We start from the raw sequence: 16,191 nt of genomic DNA, 5'->3' as shown, positions 1-16,191 counted from the left end.
GTACCCCATCGCCATCAAGTTAAGAAAAACGAGATACCCCCAAATCGAAAAAAATGAGGGTATCTTGTTTTATATATCCAGCTCAATTTCTTTGTTCATACAACAAAACTTGTACCTCTTCCCACTGTTACATGAACAACTCTCATAAATATTTGCTGGCCTTGAGCAATCTTTGATTGCTTTTTTTAAATCCGTCACATCTTCGTTGAATTCTAGTCCAACTATGTAGTAAAAATTGTATGCCTCACAAATCGCAGCCACTTTCTCTGCTCTTGCTTTAGACGAAACCTTTACGATGATAGGACGTTCTTTAGAACCTAGTGGATACATGTCTGCTTCCCTCTTTCCTTTTTCTTTCTATTGTATAAAATTTAAGAAAAAGCGGAGGGATATTTATGAAAAAACTATCTAGTTCTCAAGTGTTTCGACTGCTTTCAGAGGAATTACAACGCGTCTTTTCACCACAAGCATTAACAGAGCTTGCCAAACAAACTCAGTTTGTTCAACGTAACAGTAAATTCAGGGCACAAGATTTATCTGCCTTATGTATTGGGATGGGACAAGACATTGCGAGTTATTCTCTGGCTAGACTATGTGGAAATTTGGAATCAGAAACCGGCGTCCTGATGAGTCCAGAAGGACTAAATCTAAGGTTGAATGCACAAGCAGTGGAATTTTTACGCTCTTTATTCTCACAGTTATTACAAAAACAATTGTTATCCATGACATCTCTCTATTCCTCTTTTTCAGCATATTTTCGTCGTATTCGGATTTTAGATGCCACCACGTTTCAAGTCTCGGATCAACTTGCGACGGCTTATCCTGGTTCAGGAGGAAGTGGAAAGGCTTCTGGCGTAAAAATACAGTTAGAATACGATTTGCTGAGTGGGCAATTTTTACATGTTGAAGTGGGGCCAGGTAAACAAAATGATGTGAATTATGGGAAAGAGATTCAACATACTGTTGATTTACAAGATTTATGCATACGAGATTTAGGGTATTTTAGTTTAATTGATTTAGATGCAATCCAACAAAAAGGGGCGTACTATTTATCTCGATTAAAAATGAACACCAAAATATTTCAAAAAAATGAGCATGTTCTTACCTTTAAAAACGGATCCATTAAGAAAAAATATCAATACACAATGATTGACTTAGAAGCCATCATGAATCAGTTACAGCCGGGTGAATGTTATGAAATTCCTGTTGTTTATATCGGTCGGAGTTATGGACTTCCAGCACGAGCCGTGATTTACAGACTAACCCCTGAGCAAGAAGCACAACGTAGAAAAGATCGTGCATACAAAGAGAAAAAGAAGAATATGACTTTTAGCGATCGAACCAAAAAACTGCAAGGAATCAATGTGTACGTTACCAATATTCCATCGGAATATGTCTCAAAAGAAGCCATTCATGAATTCTACTCCCTTCGTTGGCAAATCGAAATCATTTTTAAAACATGGAAATCTATTTTTCATATTCATCACAATACAAATGTAAAAAAGGAACGGTTAGAGTGTCATATCTATGGAAAGTTAATTGCGCTCTTATTATCCTCTACTGTGATGTTTCAAATGAGGCAATTATTACTGGTCAAGAAACAAAAAGAGTTAAGTGAATGGAAAGCCATGTATATGATTCACGATTACTTTCGAACATTATATCGCCATATACAACTTCAATCGATCCAGTTAACAAAAAGTTTTCTTCGCTTGTTCCATTTACTTGATAAAAATGGACGGAAATCGCATCGATATCGAAAGAAAACGGTGTTTGATATTTTAGGTATTGCATACGAACAACATCTATCCAAGTAAGAAATGATATATTTTAAAAAATCTAGCCCGTAAGGGTTATTTATCATGCAGTTTTTTTCGATTTTTTATTTTTTCAGGGAGTAACAAGCAATTTTATAAATATACCTGTATTTATTTCTCGTTAACTTGATGGCGATGTTTCCGTATCCCTATAAGATGAGTTGTTTTTTTCTTATGGTATAACCCCTCTACAGCTTGTAGTATATACTTTCACTTCTATTTCCAATGTAAAATGACTAATAGGGGTCACTATATCATTCTGGGAAAATTGTACGCTAAGGACTACAAAACCTTATCGTGACAGCATTTTGTAAGATACATACATGTTCAGAAAGATAAAAACCAGAGGTTAATTGAACATTGAATTGTTTACACACTTTATAAACATGATTATAACTAGAAAACGTTGATATTATTGAGTTTTATCCTATGTTCATAAACATACGAGTTTCTTAACAAAGACTCAACATAAATTATGTGGATTCCGTTTTCATCCACAACGTAAGAACTGGTGTGTGAAAACCTTTCTCTGGCATTTTTGATAAATACAGTATACAATACTAAACGTTTAGTTTACTATATAATTATCAGTAAAAATTCCTAAAAAATGGAGGTATGCACATTGGAAAAGGAAAACATTGTATATAATAGGGTCTGGTTCATTACTGGAGCTTCAAAAGGATTTGGACGTGCATTAGTTGAGGCAGCACTTGAACAAGGTGATATGGTAGTAGCTACAGCACGTAAACCAGAAATTTTAGCACAATCTTTTCAAGATAATAATCATTTATTAATCCTGCCTTTAGACGTAACGAATTCTTATCAAATCCAAGAATCAGTCGAAAAAGCCATTGGAAAATTTGGGCATATTGATATTTTAGTCAATAATGCCGGGTATGGACTGTTAGGCGCAGTGGAAGAAGCGAACCCAGAGGAAGTAAAACAAGTATTTTCTACTAATGTTTTTGGTTTGCATGCTGTAACACAAGCTGTCTTACCCCATCTTCGATCCCAAAGGTCCGGTCATATTATCAATATCTCTTCAGTTGGTGGATTTTCAGGTTCTATAGGATGGGGAATCTATAATTCCACTAAATTTGCAGTGGAAGGATTATCGGAAGCGTTATCGTTAGAAGTGAAACCTTTAGGTATTCACGTTACCATTGTCGAACCAGGAATGTTTCGTACTGATTTTCTTGCAAGTTCTATGCGTTCTGTTAATACAGTTATTAAAGATTATACAAATACTTCAGGACAAACACGAGAAACGGCTAATGAAAGTAACGGTAATCAGCCTGGTGATCCTAAAAAGGCAGCTTCAGCTATCTTGAAGGTTGTTGCAGCTGATGATCCACCACTAAGACTTGTTTTGGGGCCTGATTCCCTAAAGCGAATAAAAACAAAACTTGAACAAGTCAAAACAGATTTAAATAATTGGCAAACTGTCACATTAAGCACAAATATAGAGGATGAACAAATTGGTTAATTACGAGGTAAAACAGTCAAATTCTGAGCATAAGCGAGGGAGACCCCGCAGCAATAAAGTAAGTGAGCGTATTCTGAAAGCTACTATTGAACTTTTGTTTGAAGAAGGACTTCGGAAAACAACTGTTGATGAGATTTCTGCCCGTGCTGAGGTTAGCAAAGCAACTATTTATAAGTGGTGGCCAAACAAGAATGTAGTTTCAATAGATGCTTTTCTATTTAAAATGGAAGCAGAGGTTAAAATACCTGATACTGGATCTGTACGTGAAGATTTTTTACAACAGTTACTTTCAGTTATGCGGTTTTATAAAAGTCCTATTGGTAAGGTGTTTACCCAACTCATTGCTGAAAGTCAATACGATCCTCATATAGCTACCATATTTCGCGAACGGTTCCTAGTCAGTCGACAAAATGCTGTGCAAGTTATGTTGCAGCGGGGATTTGATCGCAACGAGATTCGAAACGATATAGACTCTAAAATTATCATTGATTTAATTTATGGGCCTATGATATATCGACTTCTTACAGGACATGCACCTTTGGACGACAACCTTGCAAAATCGATTGTTGATGTGGTGATAAAAGGGATAAGAGTATAATCTTTATATCTTGATAGAACACACCGTTCGATGCTCCGAGCGGTGTATATTTTATTTTGTTACCATTCATTAACAATTAATTAAGGTTTTCTGAACAAATATCTCTTAACGTACATTAAAAAAACAGTGAGTTTATACTTCACTGTTTTTTCGGTTCTGTTGCAAAGTTTTTTTACACATAGAGACATGGGAAGAGTGTGGTCAAATTTTATGAAACCGTTAATAAATTCTGTAATTCGTTATACGCCGAAAAGACGGAGTCTGATTGAAGACTTCGTCTTTTCGGCGTATATGGCATGAAGCGTTTCTATCCCTTTTATCGTACGTGAGGCATGACGAAGACTTTGAAATCCTAAGGAACGAGCGAAACGGCGCTTCACGTGTCGATGATCTTGCTCAATGAGATTATTGAGATATTTTGTTGTACGATGAAAGGTATTTTTGTAAAAGTCTATCCTCTGTAATTTTTTAAATGCGCAAATTAAAGAAGGAGCCTTATCTGTAGTCAGAACCGTTGGTTCTCCATAAGTTCGAACCAGTCTTTTCATAAAAGCATATGCCGCTTGTGTATCTCTCTTTTTACGCAGTTGAATATCAAGCGTTTGCCCCTCTTTGTCAATGGCACGATATAAATAACACCATTTTCCTTTGACTTTAATATAGGTTTCATCCAAACGCCAAGATAACTGTACCGTTTTGTTTTTCTTTTTCCAAATCTGATACATCAGATTGCCATATTCATGTACCCAGCGCATAATCGTTGTGGGATGAACTGAAATACCACGTTCCTTCAGAATTTCAGACACATCACGATAGCTTAGAGAAAAACGACAATAGTAGCCAACGGCTACTAAAATGATATCTTTCTTAAACTGTTTTCCTTTAAAATATCTCATCTTGTCGTGCTCCTACTCATTTTTTCTAAAATGTAACGTGGTTTAGAGAACTTTGCAACAGAACCGTTATTACGATGGAATCATTGAAATGGTAAAAAAGTTAGAAGAAGAAAAACGAGATTTACAATATGAACTGAGAGAAGCGCAGGAAAGAAATTAAAAGAGCAGCTAGCAAAAGCTAACTGCTCGGCTGGTTCTCCAAGGGGGAAAGGAGAAAAGTTAGGGACATTTAAATGAGTTATGGCTATTGCCTACCTACAGTATTGACGGAATATTCGTTAAGTAAACATAAGGATAATTTATTTAATAGTTGTATTTTAAAACACTTTTAATTTAGGGTTGATTCCAAAAAAGTGACATACCAACAAAATATAAAATTATTAAAAGGACAGCTGCTATGAGAATACTTAAAGAAAACTTTTTCCATGAATTCTTCATCAATAAACCCCCTTTATGAAGAATATAGTTCTGTTGCAAAGTTTCCGAAGACATAAAGAGATGGGGAATATTGCGGACCAGTTTTATGAAACTATTAATAATTCATGTAATGCGTTATACGTCGAAAAAACGAAGTTTGGTTGAAGACTTCGCTTTTGTTTGTATATGGCATGAACAGTTTCTATACCTTTAATAGTACGTGAGGCATGGCGAAGACTTTGAAAGCCTAAGGAACGGGAAAATCGACGTTTCACATGTCGATGATCTTGCTCGATGATATTATTGAGGTACTTTATTGTACGATGAAAGGTATTTTTGTAAAGACCTATCTCCTTTAATTTTTTGAATGCGGAAGCTAAAGAAGGAGCCTTATCTGTCGTCAGAACCGTTGGTTCTCCAAAAGTTCGAGCGAGTCTTTTCATAAAAGCATATGCTGCTTGTTTGTCTCGTTTTTGACGAAGTTGAATATCAAGTGTTTGTCCCTCTTTATCAATTGCTCGATATAAATAACACCACTTTCCTTTAATTTTGATATAGGTTTCATCCAAACGCCAAGATAACAATGTGTTTTTGTTTTTCTTCTTCCAAATTTGATAGATAAGATTTCCATATTCATGAACCCAGCGCATGATAGTTGTTGGATGAATAGAAATACCACGTTCTTTGAGAATTTCAGACACATCGCGATAGCTTAAAGAAAAACGACAATAGTAGCCAACGGCTACCAAGATAATATCTTTCTCGAACTGTTTTCCTTTAAAATATCCCATTTGTTACGCTCCTTGTTTGTTTTTTACAGAGTTTAGCTTACTTTAGAAAACTTTGCAACAGAACCCAAAATAATGAAGTGTCTCTATAAAAAACGCCTTCTAATTTGAAGGCGTTTTTCTCTTGTAGGGGTACGGAAACATCGCCATCAAGTTAACGAGAAATAAATACAGGTATATTTATAAAATTGCTTGTTACTCCCTGAAAAAATAAAAAATCGAAAAAAACTGCATGATAAATAACCCTTACGGGCTAGATTTTTTAAAATATATCATTTCTTACTTGGATAGATGTTGTTCGTATGCAATACCTAAAATATCAAACACCGTTTTCTTTCGATATCGATGCGATTTCCGTCCATTTTTATCAAGTAAATGGAACAAGCGAAGAAAACTTTTTGTTAACTGGATCGATTGAAGTTGTATATGGCGATATAATGTTCGAAAGTAATCGTGAATCATATACATGGCTTTCCATTCACTTAACTCTTTTTGTTTCTTGACCAGTAATAATTGCCTCATTTGAAACATCACAGTAGAGGATAATAAGAGCGCAATTAACTTTCCATAGATATGACACTCTAACCGTTCCTTTTTTACATTTGTATTGTGATGAATATGAAAAATAGATTTCCATGTTTTAAAAATGATTTCGATTTGCCAACGAAGGGAGTAGAATTCATGAATGGCTTCTTTTGAGACATATTCCGATGGAATATTGGTAACGTACACATTGATTCCTTGCAGTTTTTTGGTTCGATCGCTAAAAGTCATATTCTTCTTTTTCTCTTTGTATGCACGATCTTTTCTACGTTGTGCTTCTTGCTCAGGGGTTAGTCTGTAAATCACGGCTCGTGCTGGAAGTCCATAACTCCGACCGATATAAACAACAGGAATTTCATAACATTCACCCGGCTGTAACTGATTCATGATGGCTTCTAAGTCAATCATTGTGTATTGATATTTTTTCTTAATGGATCCGTTTTTAAAGGTAAGAACATGCTCATTTTTTTGAAATATTTTGGTGTTCATTTTTAATCGAGATAAATAGTACGCCCCTTTTTGTTGGATTGCATCTAAATCAATTAAACTAAAATACCCTAAATCTCGTATGCATAAATCTTGTAAATCAACAGTATGTTGAATCTCTTTCCCATAATTCACATCATTTTGTTTACCTGGCCCCACTTCAACATGTAAAAATTGCCCACTCAGCAAATCGTATTCTAACTGTATTTTTACGCCAGAAGCCTTTCCACTTCCTCCTGAACCAGGATAAGCCGTCGCAAGTTGATCCGAGACTTGAAACGTGGTGGCATCTAAAATCCGAATACGACGAAAATATGCTGAAAAAGAGGAATAGAGAGATGTCATGGATAACAATTGTTTTTGTAATAACTGTGAGAATAAAGAGCGTAAAAATTCCACTGCTTGTGCATTCAACCTTAGATTTAGTCCTTCTGGACTCATCAGGACGCCGGTTTCTGATTCCAAATTTCCACATAGTCTAGCCAGAGAATAACTCGCAATGTCTTGTCCCATCCCAATACATAAGGCAGATAAATCTTGTGCCCTGAATTTACTGTTACGTTGAACAAACTGAGTTTGTTTGGCAAGCTCTGTTAATGCTTGTGGTGAAAAGACGCGTTGTAATTCCTCTGAAAGCAGTCGAAACACTTGAGAACTAGATAGTTTTTTCATAAATATCCCTCCGCTTTTTCTTAAATTTTATACAATAGAAAGAAAAAGGAAAGAGGGAAGCAGACATGTATCCACTAGGTTCTAAAGAACGTCCTATCATCGTAAAGGTTTCGTCTAAAGCAAGAGCAGAGAAAGTGGCTGCGATTTGTGAGGCATACAATTTTTACTACATAGTTGGACTAGAATTCAACGAAGATGTGACGGATTTAAAAAAAGCAATCAAAGATTGCTCAAGGCCAGCAAATATTTATGAGAGTTGTTCATGTAACAGTGGGAAGAGGTACAAGTTTTGTTGTATGAACAAAGAAATTGAGCTGGATATATAAAACAAGATACCCTCATTTTTTTCGATTTGGGGGTATCTCGTTTTTCTTAACTTGATGGCGATGGGGTACGGAAATGATTCAGGGAATGAGGTGCCACTCTGGTATTTACTTACAGAATGATTTGAGGAATGCTCTGACATATCTAAATCTTCCCCATTTAAATTTCAAAGGAAGAGTCCATTTTGGATTCTTCTTTTTATATGTTCGTAAAAGTATACCTTTAAGGACATTTGTTCACTCTCCCTATTGCTGAAGGAAAAATATCACTTAACATTTTAGTAAATATCGACTTTCCAGCACCGAATAGACCATATTTAATAGGATAATAGGCTTAGCGTACAGTAAACACCTTAAATTGCGTCCAAATTATGTCTAAACGTACAATTTTCTTTTTTTGATATGGTGAGGCCTACTTGCTAAATTCAGCAAGTAAAATATTTTTAAAAGGATTAGGACTGTCAGTTCTACCCAAACTATTCCAATTGACGACCAACGTATGCTTGCCTCCAAGTTTACCTCCAACAAGAGTAGTAAACCCTAGAATGCCACCTGTGTGTCCCCATATCGAGACACCGCTTGGAAGCTTAGTTTCATAGATTCCAAGACCATATCCATCGATTCCTTCTTTTCCTGTAGGAACTGTAGTAAGCATTTGTTTTAGTTGCTGTTCTTTCAGTAATTTGCCACCGAGCAAGTAAGAGAAGAATTTGTTTAAGTCGTCAGCAGTAGAAATCATATCTCCAGCAGAGCTACCTGCACTTGGGTTATAATAAGTAACGTCTTTTAGCTCACTTGCTCCGTCTGGTTGGACATATCCACGGGCATGGTTAGTGCCTGGAATAACACTTGAGTTGCCTGGTAGGAATGTATTCGACAATTCAAGTGGTTCAATAATCCGATTTTCAATCTCTTCCGCATAGCTGTTTCTGGTTACTTTTTCAATAAGAATGCCCAGTAATACGTATCCTGTGTTTGAATAAGACCAGCCATCTCCTGGGGCAAAGTCTGGAGGCAGAGAAACCCCCATCTTCACTAACTCTTCAGCCGTATACGATTTTTTTGTATCCGTAAAATCAGCGTCTTTTGACCTTGAGTATTCAGCGATACCACTTGTATGGTTCAATATCTGCCGGATAGTAATCTTGTTACCATCATATCCATTTCCTTGAATGACACCAGGCAACCAGTTTTCGATGTGGTCGTCTAGATTCAGGCGATTCTCTCCAGCTAATTGAAGTACAACTGTTGCGGTGAACGTCTTCGTCACACTCCCAATGCGAAAGCGAAAATCTGTTTTCATTGGTTTCTTGGTTCTCAGATCCGCTATTCCAGCGGCATACCCCCACGTTTTTCCACCCTCAGAAGTTTTAGCAAGTATCCCCGGGTATCCAAGTTGCAATGTATCCCGCATTGCTTGCTTGACGGAAGTATGATCTCGTTGAGTATTTGTTTGTAACGAACTAGATACATTTTGAGTGGGCTCTGCTTTTACAATTGAGGTTGGTGTTGTATATAACAGGGAACTTCCAGCTATTAATAGGGCCAGACTTGCACATGTAATTTGACTACGTATTTTCATATGGCATTCCTCTCCTCTATTCATATTGTATAAGTGTTTGCTTACTGTTCCTTACTTCCTGACAAGAATTAGGGAAAGGCCCTCACGCATATAGATTAAAGCCCCAGTACAAAGGTATCTATCAATACCAACAATTTGAGCCAGTTAAATCTCCATCCCTTCTATAACAAAATTATTCAAAGGTATGAAAGCATATTATGTACCCTTAGTTATTGTTAGGATTAACACAACATGAGACATAGCCCCAACCCATATTTTACTTTATTTATCCATGATATGTATTGAGAAAGAATATAAATTCGAATCCTTTCCGTACCCCATCGCCATCAAGCTAAGATGTTTCCGTACCCCCATAACGAAAAAAAACGCCATTCTTCAGTATAATCATAGAGAGAATAACGTAGTTTTCACTTTAGGAATAATTTAGAAGCTTAGCTCGATAGACAGGTAGTGGTACTTCTTATTTTCTTAACTATAAAGATTTTTTCTCATTATTTTTTATATTGGATTCATATGTAAAACTAGGAATCCCTTTTTCAATACAATATTTCCAATTGCGTTTTATAAAAGGAATAAACCATAGTAATCCAATTCCAATGAATAAGAATGCACCAATAAAACCTATAGATACATCTAAGTCTGCTGTTGAAGATGTAGATGATTCAGAAGGACTCATAAATAATGAAATATCTTTAAATACTACAAAAATATTAGATACCATATGAACAATAATTGGCACTATAAGACTCTTCGTTTTTATATACAATACACACATACTAATACCCAAAATAGTAGCTCCAAATATGTTTTGTAAATGTAAAATTCCAAATACAATAGAACTTATGATAATTGCTTTTTTAATTCCTAATCTGAAGCTTAATCTGTTGAATAAATATCCACGAAATATAATCTCTTCAGCTATTGGTGCTATTACAGCGATTATAATACTACTTACCAACAATTGAAGACCACTTTTCGATTCTAATACAGTTGCTTCAGCTGTACCTTCCAATATATTAAAACTCATTGCAATTGCTAATAAAAGTAAGGTTCTGGTGCAAACATTTGAAAAAGAACACGAATAATAGTAGATTCCTAGCGGAATCGTATTTTATGCTATAAGTCCAAACACTTGGTGAATGAACTCTTTTTGATTTTGGACAGACTGATTGATATTATCCCCTTAAGGTAGACAGTGTAAAAAGACCATGAATAGACATGGGTGTTACACTTTTACTTGGAGGGATTTTATTATGGTTAAAAAAGTAGATACATTTCAAACGTATTCAAATGAATTAAAGATACAAGTTGTAAAAAGTTATTTAAATGGTGAGGGTAGCCAATCAGCTATAGCTAAGAAATATAAGCTGAAAAGTAGAACACAGTTAATGAATTGGGTTCGGAAATATCAAGAAACAGGCGACATTTCAGATTTACGAAGAAACAACGGTGGTAATAGTGGTTTAAAAAACCCCTTGAAAGGTCGTCTTCGTACGAAATTCAATAGTGTTGAAGAGGAATTAGAATATTACAAGGCTCAGGTAGCGTATTTAAAAAAGCGGTATCCAAATCTATAGGAGGTGTTCTTGCCCAAACAGCTAAGTATGAGATTATTGAAGAACTACGTTCTCAATATAAAGTAACATGGCTTGTCATCATTGCGCAGTTAAATCGCTCTAGTTACTATAAGTGGCGCTCAACATGTATACAAAGACAATTACGCCTTTCAAAAGATTATACACTGCGTGAACAGATTCAGGCTATTCATATAAAACACAAGGAATACGGTTATCCTCGCATGAAAGTTGCCTTGCGAGATGCTGGATTTTTAGTGAGCCACAAAAAGGTATACAGACTTATGCGAGAACTCCAAATTCAATCAATCATCCGTAAAAAGCGACGCTTTTTCAAAGGTAAATCCTCAAAGGTTTTTCCAAATGTAGTAGAACAACAATTCCGAAATCGAAAGCCAAATGAGGTACTTGTTACAGATATCACTTATTTGTCATTCAAAGATAAATTTCTCTATTTATCAGTCGTTCAAGACATTTATAACAATGAAATCGTAGCTTGGAAACTCTCGCATCGCAATGATTTACAACTTGTTCTAAAAACATTAGGTTTAGCAGCACAAAAAGAGATGTGTATGGAACCATCATCCACTCAGATCAAGGATTCCAATATACATCTCGTGCTTATTATCATGCGCTTCAACAACTAGGTGCCATCGGCAGCCACTCTCGCAAAGGAAACTGCCATGATAATGCTTGCATTGAATCATTCTTCTCTCATTTTAAATCTGAAATGTTTAATCTTAATTCTTATCAAAACGAGAAAGAACTCATTCAAACAATTGAAACCTACATCTATCACTATAATTACAAACGATTTCAAAAAGACTCAACCATCGAGCTCCAATTGAATATCGAATTTCGATGGCTGCATAGTCTTTTTTACAGTTGTCTACTTGACGGGGTAAGACCAGATTCCGTAGATCAATCTGTCCCTTTTTTATCATATGCATGGCCTCCACACCACTCAATATAGAAGTTGCTGTTTTATACGACTTAAATCCCAACATAGAACGCACACGCTTCTTGATAAAACGATGATCTTGTTCCACTATATTATTAAGATATCTAACTTGCCTTAGTTGTATGCCTTCAGGCATATGGTTCTCTTCTTTCAACTCTTGCATCGCTACAGGATAGGCAGGGTTCTTATCTACTGTTATCACACGAGGTTTAGACACGTATGAAAAAGCCAAGGCTTTCTTGAAAAAGCGCTTGGCTGCTTGTTTATCTCTTGATTTACTTAGATAAAAATCGATTGTGTTTCCTTTCGAATCGACAGCACGGTACAGGTACATCCATTGACCTTTTACTTTGATATATGTTTCATCGACTCTCCACGAGTCATTTGTTTGCTTGAGGTGACGACGAATTCGTTTGTCCAATTCAGGACCATACTGATGAACCCAACGCATAATCGTTGTATGAGAAATGGATAAGCCCCGTTCCTCCATCATTTCTACCAAATCACGAAAGCTGAGATTATACCGTAGGTACCATCTCACTGTAAGAAGGATAATCTCAGGCTGGTAATGCTTCCATTTGAATACATTTTCCTTTTCCATACTGATCACACACCTTTTGTAGAGTAGTAATATCAGTATGTCCAAGTTTAAGAGATTTTTTTTTGCACCAGAACCAATTCTTCTAAATGTTGCACCGATTCAATGACTATTTTCACCAAATAACTATATTGTCCGGCTAATCTGTGGCACTCAAAAACCATAGGATTTTCTTTGCAAAATTTTCTGAATTGTTGATATTTTTTTGATTCAAACAAAACAAAAGCCGTTACATTCTTATTTAATTTCTCTGGGTTTATAACTGCCCTATAGGCTGTAATAATATTTTTACCCTCTAATTTTTTTACTCTTTCTTTTACAGCTGGTGTTGATAAGTTCACCATTTTTCCTAATTCAGTCATAGATATACGTCCATCTTCTTGAAGAATATGTAAAATTTTTTGGTCAATATGGTCTATTCTAAACATCCCCTTTTTATTTAAAGTAAAACGCTTATAATGAATAAATTTTTTAAGTCTTTTGGATGAAATAGCTAATAATTTGTATTTAAACAAAATTATATTATATTTATAATTTTATGTATATAATGAAAAAAATGTTATTGGAGGAATAAAAATGGGACTTGAGATGAGGAAATGTTGTGAGAAATGTAATAATAAGATTGAAGAGCAATCTTCGGCTTTTATTTGCACACATGAATGTACATTTTGTGAGGAGTGTACAAAATTAATGAATTATGTATGTCCTAATTGTCAAGGAGAACTTGTTAAAAGACCTAGACCCCTATCTAGTAGTGTCTGCTCTCTTAACATATAACAATACTACTTATTAGGTTCGTAACGAAATAGGTTCAAAAGATAAAAGGGGGCGATATTATGATTATTAGAATGAAGAAAGATATGGAGAACATATATATAAATTATAGTGTAAAGGAGTTGTTATATTGAACCAAGCTTTGCTTATTATTGATGTCCAACAAGAATTAGTTGATGGTAATAACGAAACTAAAAATGTGCTTAATAAAGAAGCATTGTTAGATAATGTTAATTTGGTTATTAATAAAGCACTAGAATCACATGCTTTGATTATCTTTGTGAGGGATAAAGATGTTGCTGATGGCAAAGGTCCGGGTTTTCAAATACACCAGACAGTAAAAGTGCCAACCAATGCAAAAATATTTGATAAAATAGCTACAAATGCGTTTTATGGTACACTATTAATGGATTTTTTAAAGGAAAACGAGATCGAACATCTTGTTATCATGGGATGTAAAACAGAACACTGTATTGACACAGCGGTTAGAACTGCAACGGTGAATCATTTTGATGTTACTTTAGTTGAGGATGGTCATTCAACGACAGATTCTTCAATCCTATCTGCTGAAAAGATAATAAGTCATCATAATGAAATACTTAATGGTCATTACAATGTTGACAATTTTTCTGTTGTTCGGACCAGCCAAGAGGATTTATTTCAACCAATTCATAACAATTACCGATAAATCACTATTTACCCTGTTAAATTGAGAACCTCAAAAAAATTATTGATCTATAGCAATCAGGCGTGATTGTGGAATAACCCAAACCATATTTAAACGAATGTGTGTTATTATATTTTTAATATGGAATTATATCACACCAGAAACTAAAAAAGTTTATTTTAACCCCGTTCTAAAATTGGAACGGGGTTATACGTATTTAAGAAATTAAAATAAAATACATTTATTTCAATTTTACATTTAATGGTTTATTTCTTAGATAGAAATTTCGTTTTGGGGACAATTCAAAATCTTAGGTTGATGGGCATGTATGGTGACCCCTTATAACATCAATTGAGCACACATACAATTTTGTAAATTATGCGTGAGACACTTTTATATAAAAAAACAAGTGAAATGGAACATAACCAAAATGAAATGTAAGTAACTCTAAATCAAGTTAATGAACTAATATTTTGTTTTTCTGCAAATTCGGTTTTTTCCTTCATACTACGATGTATCATATTAAATAAAATTGAAGCCAAAACCCCTATCACTAAAAATATTAACCAACACCAGGAAATATGGTTGAATTTATTTAACCAAGCTCCAAGATAATTTCCTAAAGAACCTCCAAAAGCCCAACAGGCTTGAAACATTCCGAAAAACAAGCCTGCAGGTTTGTTAGCACTAAATTGTGCCACCGTCATTTCAGCTCCTGGCAGTACAAGTGTTTCTCCTAACGTATAAAGAAAAATACAAAATAGCATCCAATAAATAGATGACATAAGAGGAATCATCCCTATTGCTACTCCCATAATCAAGACACCCAGTTTCACCATAATCATAGGATCTTGATTAATAAATAATTTTCTTAAAAAAAACATTAAGAGTAATCCCGAAAACCCATTTATTATGAAAATGGAACTCACTAATTGTTTATCACCAGATAAATCATATGCTTTAATTGGAAATGAAATATTTAATTGAGCAAACATGATCCAAAACAAAGGCATTATACATATAAATAATATAAACAATTTATTTGAAATGGCGGCTTTCAAACTTAATAATACTTTTTGATTATCCTTAATAGTTCTAGGATATCTACTGCGATAGATAAAAAGAATAAAAGATAAAACTAACATAGCTATACCTGCGATAGTAAATGGGTATACTGGATCAAATTTAACCAATAATGCTCCAACTAACGGACCTATAATCACTCCTGTGTTAAGCATTTGGTTAAAGTAAGTAAATATTTTTTTTCGAACTTTTTCTTTTTGCGATGTAAAGAAAGCAGTCACAGAAGGATCAAATAATGCTCCTCCAAAGCCAATTAAAAATGCTGCAATAGCCACAGACCAAAAACTGTTAGCAAAAACAAACGCCCCAAATCCTAATGCTCTTACCATCACTCCTAAAATTACATTTACTGTATGACTTACACGATCACCTATAAAACCTGTAAATACTGGTAGCCCACGCTGTGAAACGAGGATTGTAGTTAAAATAGTCCCCACTTCCCAAGAAGAGAAGTGGAGATCATTTGTTAAATGCAGTGCTAAAAAAGGCATAATCATAAAACTGCCTGTATTCATAAATAACACAGCTGTAAGTAATATCTTGATGGGAACAGGAATTCTTGTATTAATCATTTATTGTTACTCCCTTCCTTTTTTCTTCTAAATTTACAGCAACACTTAGTTTCATTATGTAATCTCCTGTATAGTGCTAATTTACATTTTTAAAATATTGGGTAAAAACAAAAAAATTCAGAACACTTTCATTTATGCATTATTGTGTATAGTACAACTTTCATAAAGTGATCATGGTAATCTTGATTATTAGTTAAAATACTTCTTATTAACTTAAGAATCTCATAACACATTACATCACCTCCTTAAAAGTCTAACTACCATCTGAAAATGTTAACCTTCATTAAGGTTTAATGGTTAACATTTTCTTTCATTATGTTACCAATGATTGTATAATAAAGTCAATGTTAAAAA

General features: G+C 34.7%; 17 protein-coding genes and 1 pseudogene. 9 read left to right on the top strand and 9 right to left on the bottom strand.

From position 1 onward, the window contains the following. Nucleotides 1–69: 69 nt before the first annotated feature. A complete protein-coding gene (locus QRE67_RS27150; protein WP_286121021.1) occupies nucleotides 70–330 on the bottom strand; it encodes a DNA-binding protein in 261 nt (86 codons plus the stop codon). 65 nt (nucleotides 331–395) lie between these two features. Between QRE67_RS27150 and QRE67_RS27145 the strand changes: the two genes are divergently transcribed. From QRE67_RS27145 to QRE67_RS27135, 3 genes are all read left to right on the top strand, one after another. Beyond that, a complete protein-coding gene (locus tag QRE67_RS27145) occupies nucleotides 396–1,817 on the top strand; it encodes an IS4 family transposase (protein WP_286121022.1) in 1,422 nt (473 codons plus the stop codon). 622 nt (nucleotides 1,818–2,439) lie between these two features. Continuing rightward, nucleotides 2,440–3,303 carry an oxidoreductase gene (locus QRE67_RS27140; protein ID WP_286125498.1) on the top strand — a complete coding sequence of 288 codons (864 nt, stop codon included), beginning with the start codon at nucleotides 2,440–2,442 and terminating at the stop codon, nucleotides 3,301–3,303. Next, entirely contained in the window at nucleotides 3,296–3,901 is a 606-nt protein-coding gene (locus QRE67_RS27135) for a TetR/AcrR family transcriptional regulator (RefSeq protein WP_088099318.1), read from the top strand. Before QRE67_RS27140 ends, QRE67_RS27135 begins: the two co-directional genes overlap by 8 nt. 239 nt (nucleotides 3,902–4,140) lie before the next feature. On the opposite strand, the gene QRE67_RS27130 is transcribed toward QRE67_RS27135, so the two are convergent. From QRE67_RS27130 to QRE67_RS27120, 3 genes are all read right to left on the bottom strand, one after another. Next, nucleotides 4,141–4,797, bottom strand: a complete 657-nt coding sequence (locus QRE67_RS27130) for an IS6 family transposase (RefSeq protein ID WP_286125497.1) — start codon at nucleotides 4,795–4,797, stop codon at nucleotides 4,141–4,143. Nucleotides 4,798–5,318: 521 nt separating this feature from the next. Beyond that, on the bottom strand, nucleotides 5,319–6,005 hold the full coding sequence (locus QRE67_RS27125; protein WP_098929416.1) for an IS6 family transposase: 687 nt from the start codon (nucleotides 6,003–6,005) through the stop codon (nucleotides 5,319–5,321). 276 nt (nucleotides 6,006–6,281) lie between these two features. Beyond that, complete coding sequence (locus QRE67_RS27120; protein WP_286121022.1) at nucleotides 6,282–7,703, bottom strand: IS4 family transposase; 1,422 nt, start codon at nucleotides 7,701–7,703, stop codon at nucleotides 6,282–6,284. A gap of 65 nt (nucleotides 7,704–7,768) precedes the next feature. On the opposite strand from QRE67_RS27120, the gene QRE67_RS27115 reads away from it, so the two are divergent. Then, nucleotides 7,769–8,029 (top strand): DNA-binding protein, encoded by a 261-nt coding sequence (locus QRE67_RS27115; protein ID WP_286121021.1) that lies wholly within the window; start codon nucleotides 7,769–7,771, stop codon nucleotides 8,027–8,029. Nucleotides 8,030–8,438: 409 nt separating this feature from the next. Here the strand turns inward: QRE67_RS27115 and QRE67_RS27110 are convergent, their stop codons facing one another. After that, the gene (locus tag QRE67_RS27110) at nucleotides 8,439–9,608 is read right to left on the bottom strand and encodes a serine hydrolase domain-containing protein (protein ID WP_286125496.1); all 1,170 of its coding nucleotides are present in this window, start codon (nucleotides 9,606–9,608) and stop codon (nucleotides 8,439–8,441) included. Nucleotides 9,609–10,080: 472 nt separating this feature from the next. Continuing rightward, nucleotides 10,081–10,620 carry a CPBP family intramembrane glutamic endopeptidase gene (locus QRE67_RS27105; protein WP_286125495.1) on the bottom strand — a complete coding sequence of 180 codons (540 nt, stop codon included), beginning with the start codon at nucleotides 10,618–10,620 and terminating at the stop codon, nucleotides 10,081–10,083. A gap of 241 nt (nucleotides 10,621–10,861) precedes the next feature. Here QRE67_RS27105 and QRE67_RS27100 point away from each other — a divergent pair, with 241 nt between their 5' ends. Genes QRE67_RS27100 through QRE67_RS28770 form a run of 3 tightly spaced genes read left to right on the top strand, consistent with a single transcriptional unit; the run spans nucleotide 10,862 to nucleotide 12,155 of the window. Then, complete coding sequence (locus QRE67_RS27100) at nucleotides 10,862–11,185, top strand: helix-turn-helix domain-containing protein (RefSeq protein ID WP_286125494.1); 324 nt, start codon at nucleotides 10,862–10,864, stop codon at nucleotides 11,183–11,185. Next, on the top strand, nucleotides 11,128–11,829 hold the full coding sequence (locus QRE67_RS27095) for an IS3 family transposase (protein ID WP_353507094.1): 702 nt from the start codon (nucleotides 11,128–11,130) through the stop codon (nucleotides 11,827–11,829). Before QRE67_RS27100 ends, QRE67_RS27095 begins: the two co-directional genes overlap by 58 nt. Then, nucleotides 11,751–12,155: an IS3 family transposase gene (locus tag QRE67_RS28770; RefSeq protein WP_353507089.1), complete on the top strand. Its 405-nt coding sequence runs from the start codon at nucleotides 11,751–11,753 to the stop codon at nucleotides 12,153–12,155. The genes QRE67_RS27095 and QRE67_RS28770 overlap by 79 nt, the downstream gene beginning before the upstream one ends. On the opposite strand, the pseudogene QRE67_RS27090 reads toward QRE67_RS28770, so the two are convergent. Further along, nucleotides 12,076–12,744, bottom strand: a pseudogene (locus QRE67_RS27090) (IS6 family transposase); the annotation flags it as partial. The gene QRE67_RS28770 and the pseudogene QRE67_RS27090 overlap by 80 nt on opposite strands. 47 nt (nucleotides 12,745–12,791) lie before the next feature. Then, the gene (locus QRE67_RS27085; RefSeq protein WP_353507093.1) at nucleotides 12,792–13,160 is read right to left on the bottom strand and encodes an Lrp/AsnC family transcriptional regulator; all 369 of its coding nucleotides are present in this window, start codon (nucleotides 13,158–13,160) and stop codon (nucleotides 12,792–12,794) included. 157 nt (nucleotides 13,161–13,317) lie between these two features. On the opposite strand from QRE67_RS27085, the gene QRE67_RS27080 reads away from it, so the two are divergent. Together QRE67_RS27080 and QRE67_RS27075 are read left to right on the top strand one after the other, a co-directional pair. After that, the gene (locus QRE67_RS27080; RefSeq protein ID WP_286125492.1) at nucleotides 13,318–13,518 is read left to right on the top strand and encodes a DUF1272 domain-containing protein; all 201 of its coding nucleotides are present in this window, start codon (nucleotides 13,318–13,320) and stop codon (nucleotides 13,516–13,518) included. A gap of 127 nt (nucleotides 13,519–13,645) precedes the next feature. Beyond that, complete coding sequence (locus QRE67_RS27075) at nucleotides 13,646–14,203, top strand: isochorismatase family protein (protein WP_286125491.1); 558 nt, start codon at nucleotides 13,646–13,648, stop codon at nucleotides 14,201–14,203. Between the two features lie 431 nt (nucleotides 14,204–14,634). Here the strand turns inward: QRE67_RS27075 and QRE67_RS27070 are convergent, their stop codons facing one another. Next, nucleotides 14,635–15,837: an MFS transporter gene (locus QRE67_RS27070; protein WP_286125490.1), complete on the bottom strand. Its 1,203-nt coding sequence runs from the start codon at nucleotides 15,835–15,837 to the stop codon at nucleotides 14,635–14,637. Nucleotides 15,838–16,191: the final 354 nt, after the last annotated feature.

Source organism: Bacillus sp. DX3.1, assembly GCF_030292155.1.
Classification (GTDB): domain Bacteria; phylum Bacillota; class Bacilli; order Bacillales; family Bacillaceae_G; genus Bacillus_A.
This window is presented reverse-complemented; position numbering and strand designations above follow the sequence as displayed.